1 protein-coding gene, 1 tRNA gene and 2 rRNA genes are annotated in these 4,258 nt (G+C 57.7%); all 4 read left to right on the top strand.

Annotated elements, in window-relative coordinates; translation table 11 throughout:
* Positions 1-1,965, top strand: a 23S ribosomal RNA gene (locus tag ACFSOZ_RS27830); the annotation flags it as partial.
* 174 nt (positions 1,966-2,139) lie between these two features.
* Positions 2,140-2,254, top strand: a 5S ribosomal RNA gene (gene rrf, locus ACFSOZ_RS27825).
* A gap of 174 nt (positions 2,255-2,428) precedes the next feature.
* Positions 2,429-2,505 (top strand) — tRNA-Met (locus tag ACFSOZ_RS27820).
* A gap of 621 nt (positions 2,506-3,126) precedes the next feature.
* The gene (locus ACFSOZ_RS27815; protein ID WP_095085660.1) at positions 3,127-4,206 is read left to right on the top strand and encodes an IS5 family transposase; all 1,080 of its coding nucleotides are present in this window, start codon (positions 3,127-3,129) and stop codon (positions 4,204-4,206) included.
* Positions 4,207-4,258: the final 52 nt, after the last annotated feature.

Raw genomic sequence — 4,258 nt, 5'->3', positions numbered from 1 at the left:
ACTCGGAAATAGCTGGTTCTCCGCGAAATCTATTTAGGTAGAGCGTCGACCGAATACCCCAGGGGGTAGAGCACTGGATGGGCTAGGGGTCCTCACCGGATTACCAAACCTAACCAAACTCCGAATACCTGGGAGTACTAGTCGGCAGACACACGGCGGGTGCTAACGTCCGTCGTGAAAAGGGAAACAACCCTGACCTACAGCTAAGGTCCCCAAGTTATGGCTAAGTGGGAAAGGATGTGAGGATCCCAAAACAACCAGGATGTTGGCTTAGAAGCAGCCATCATTTAAAGAAAGCGTAACAGCTCACTGGTCTAAATAAGGGTCTTTGCGCCGAAAATGTAACGGGGCTAAAGCCATACACCGAAGCTTAGGGTTCGTAGCAATACGAGCGGTAGCGGAGCGTTCTGTAAGCTGATGAAGCCATACCCGTGAGGGGTGGTGGAGGTATCAGAAGTGCGAATGCTGACATGAGTAACGTAAGGGGAGTGAGAGACTCCCCCGCCGAAAGACCAAGGGTTCCTGCTTAAAGCTAATCTGAGCAGGGTTAGCCGGCCCCTAAGACGAGGCGGAAACGCGTAGTCGATGGGAACCACGTTAATATTCGTGGGCTTGGAGGTAGTGACGGATCATTGAGGTAGTCCAATCTTATCGGATTGAACGGGCTGCTGCGTGGTTCCAGGAAATAGCTCCTCCTTATAAACCGTACCCGAAACCGACACTGGTGGTCTGGTAGAGTATACCAAGGCGCTTGAGAGAACTATGCTGAAGGAACTCGGCAAATTGCACGCGTAACTTCGGAAGAAGCGTGACCCTTTTCTACGCAAGTAGAGGAGGGTGGCACAGACCAGGGGGTAGCGACTGTTTATCAAAAACACAGGGCTCTGCGAAGTCGCAAGACGACGTATAGGGTCTGACGCCTGCCCGGTGCTGGAAGGTTAAGAGGAGGGGTGCAAGCTCTGAATCGAAGCCCCAGTAAACGGCGGCCGTAACTATAACGGTCCTAAGGTAGCGAAATTCCTTGTCGGGTAAGTTCCGACCTGCACGAATGGCGTAACGACTTCCCCGCTGTCTCCAGCATAGACTCAGTGAAATTGAATTCCCCGTGAAGATGCGGGGTTCCTGCGGTTAGACGGAAAGACCCCGTGCACCTTTACTATAGCTTTACATTGGCATTCGTAGTGGCATGTGTAGGATAGGTGGTAGGCTTTGAAACCTGGGCGCCAGCTCAGGTGGAGCCACCCTTGAAATACCACCCTTATTACTATGGATGTCTAACCGCGGCCCGTTATCCGGGTCCGGGACAATGTATGGTGGGTAGTTTGACTGGGGCGGTCGCCTCCTAAAGAGTAACGGAGGCGCGCGATGGTGGGCTCAGAACGGTCGGAAATCGTTCGCTGAGTGCAATGGCATAAGCCTGCCTGACTGCGAGACTGACAAGTCGAGCAGAGACGAAAGTCGGTCATAGTGATCCGGTGGTCCCGCGTGGAAGGGCCATCGCTCAACGAATAAAAGGTACGCCGGGGATAACAGGCTGATGACCCCCAAGAGTCCATATCGACGGGGTTGTTTGGCACCTCGATGTCGACTCATCGCATCCTGGGGCTGGAGCAGGTCCCAAGGGTATGGCTGTTCGCCATTTAAAGCGGTACGTGAGTTGGGTTCAGAACGTCGTGAGACAGTTCGGTCCCTATCTGCCGTGGGTGTAGGAATATTGAAAGGATCTGTCCCTAGTACGAGAGGACCGGGATGGACGGATCTCTGGTGGACCTGTTGTGGCGCCAGCCGCATAGCAGGGTAGCTATATCCGGACGGGATAACCGCTGAAGGCATCTAAGCGGGAAACCCACCTTAAAACGAGTATTCCCTGAGAACCGTGGAAGACGACCACGTTGATAGGCCGGGTGTGGAAGAGCGGCAACGCTTGAAGCTTACCGGTACTAATAGTTCGATCGGCTTGATCGTTCTCATTCCTTATGCCCATCTCGGCGCAATCGGAAGGATTGCCGCCAGAAGATGTGAAAGCACAACAAAGACCAGCGAACAGCTCCGAGAAAGCATGATAGGTTAACCCCTATTGGCTATCTCACGCAGAGCTCTTCGCTCAAAAAGCTTCTCGAACAACGTGCGTTTTGCCGACCTGGTGGTTATGGCGGAGCGGCTGCACCCGATCCCATTCCGAACTCGGCCGTGAAACGCTCCAGCGCTGATGGTACTTCGTCTCAAGACGCGGGAGAGTAGGTCGCTGCCAGGTCTGCTAAACGCACGTTGATCTCACATCCAGTATCGAACTGGACGGTGAGAAAATCTTCTCCTTACGAACAGGCCCGCCAACGGGAACACGGGCCGCGAAAGCGGCCCTTTCATTTGGTGAGACATCGACCTATCTGTAGGCCATCCTATTGCTTGGGCTTACATCCAAAGGTGACGCGGGGTGGAGCAGCCCGGTAGCTCGTCAGGCTCATAACCTGAAGGTCACAGGTTCAAATCCTGTCCCCGCAACCAAATCCAAAAACAGCCCGGCCCAGCCCGGGCTGTTTTTGTATCCAGCCGACCGTCGCCCACGCATTTGAATCCCCTCAGGGGGCCCGCTAGGCGGCCAAGCCGACGCAGCGGGACAAATAAGACAAATCCTGTCCCCGCAACCAAACCTTCAAAACACCGCCAGCAACCAAGCCGGCGGGCGTTTGATTTTGAAACCTGCGCGGGGCCGCGGTTTGGCCCCCCTCAGCCGCCCCCAAACCACGCCACATCACAACGCCCATCACGCACCAAGCCGGCGGGCCGGCCGCGTTTGTACGCCTCTCTCGATCAATCCCAAGACCCCAGGGGCCCTGACCCCGGAAGCGGTTTCTGGGGTGCATGCAGTTCGCGACCTGCACGGCCATCGGATGGTACGGAAATTGGAAGTAGGATCCCATCCCTGCGCTCGTCACCTGGCGCGTCGGCGATGGCGATGCTGGATGAGGGAGCCTCGTTCTGCAGGCCATTGACTGAAGGCGCCGGCTAAAGACCAGTCCTGCAACCAAATACGAAACGACTTTAGCCAGTTGGAGGTCTCGAAAAACCTCCCCATTTTGACCGGTTTGTGATTCACTGCCGTTGCGATTTGGAAGGAGGGATTGGATGCGGGGACAGGCCGGGTTCTGGGATATCGATGAGCGCTATGCTCGGCTAAGCGAAGCCGGCGATCCCCTGGAGAAGTTGAACGCCGTTGTGCCGTGGGAGGTTTTCCGCAAGCCTTTGGCCAAGGTGCTGAAGCGCTCGGACGGCGCCAGGGGCGGTCGTCCTGCCTACGACCCGGTGATGATGTTCAAGATCATGGTGCTGCAGGCGCTCTACGGGCTGTCCGACGACCAGGCCGAGTTCCAGATCCAGGACCGGCTGTCCTTCATGCGCTTCCTCGGACTGGGGCTCGGCGACAGAGTGCCAGACGCCAAGACGATTTGGCTGTTTCGCGAGCATCTGACGCAGGCCTGCGCGGTGGAGAACCTGTTTGCCCGCTTCGACAAGCACCTCGCCAAGGCCGGCTATCTGGCGATGGGCGGGCAGATCGTCGACGCCACCATCGTGGCGGCGCCGAAGCAGCGCAACACCGACGCCGAGAAGGCCGACATCAAGGCGGGCAAGGTGCCGGACGCATGGAAGGAGAAGCCGGCCAAGCTGCGCCAGAAGGATCGCGATGCCCGCTGGACGGTGAAGTTCTCCAAGGCCAAGGTCGCCGAGGAGGGAAAGGCGCAGCAGCGCGACATCGCCATTCCCGCTTTCGGCTACAAGAACCATGCCGCCATCGACCGCCGGCACGGCTTCATCCGCGGCTGGAACGTCACGAGCGCATCCGCCTATGACGGCGCGCAGCTTCGCAACGTGCTCAACCGCGCCAATACCGGGTCTACGGTCTGGGCCGACACCGCCTATCGCTCGAAGAAGAACGAGGAGTGGCTCGACCGGAACGGATATGTCTCCGAAATCCACCACAAGAAGCCGAAGGGCCGGCCTATGAGCGAAGCGACGTCGCGGGCCAACGGCCGGCGCTCAAAGACCCGAGCCTTCGTCGAGCACGTCTTCGCCCGTCAGAAGGCGCAGATGAAACTCTTCATCCGCACGATCGGCATCGCCCGCGCCAGGACCAAGATCGGCATGACGAACCTCGCCTACAATCTGATGCGCTACGTCTGGCACCAGGGGCGAACTGCGCCTGCATGACGCCAAAAGCGGCGGAAAACGCCGCCGCGACGCCAAACTCGGCACCCAGCAT

Source organism: Mesorhizobium newzealandense (genome assembly GCF_042682145.1).
GTDB classification, from domain to species: Bacteria; Pseudomonadota; Alphaproteobacteria; order Rhizobiales; family Rhizobiaceae; genus Mesorhizobium; species Mesorhizobium newzealandense.
This window is presented reverse-complemented; position numbering and strand designations above follow the sequence as displayed.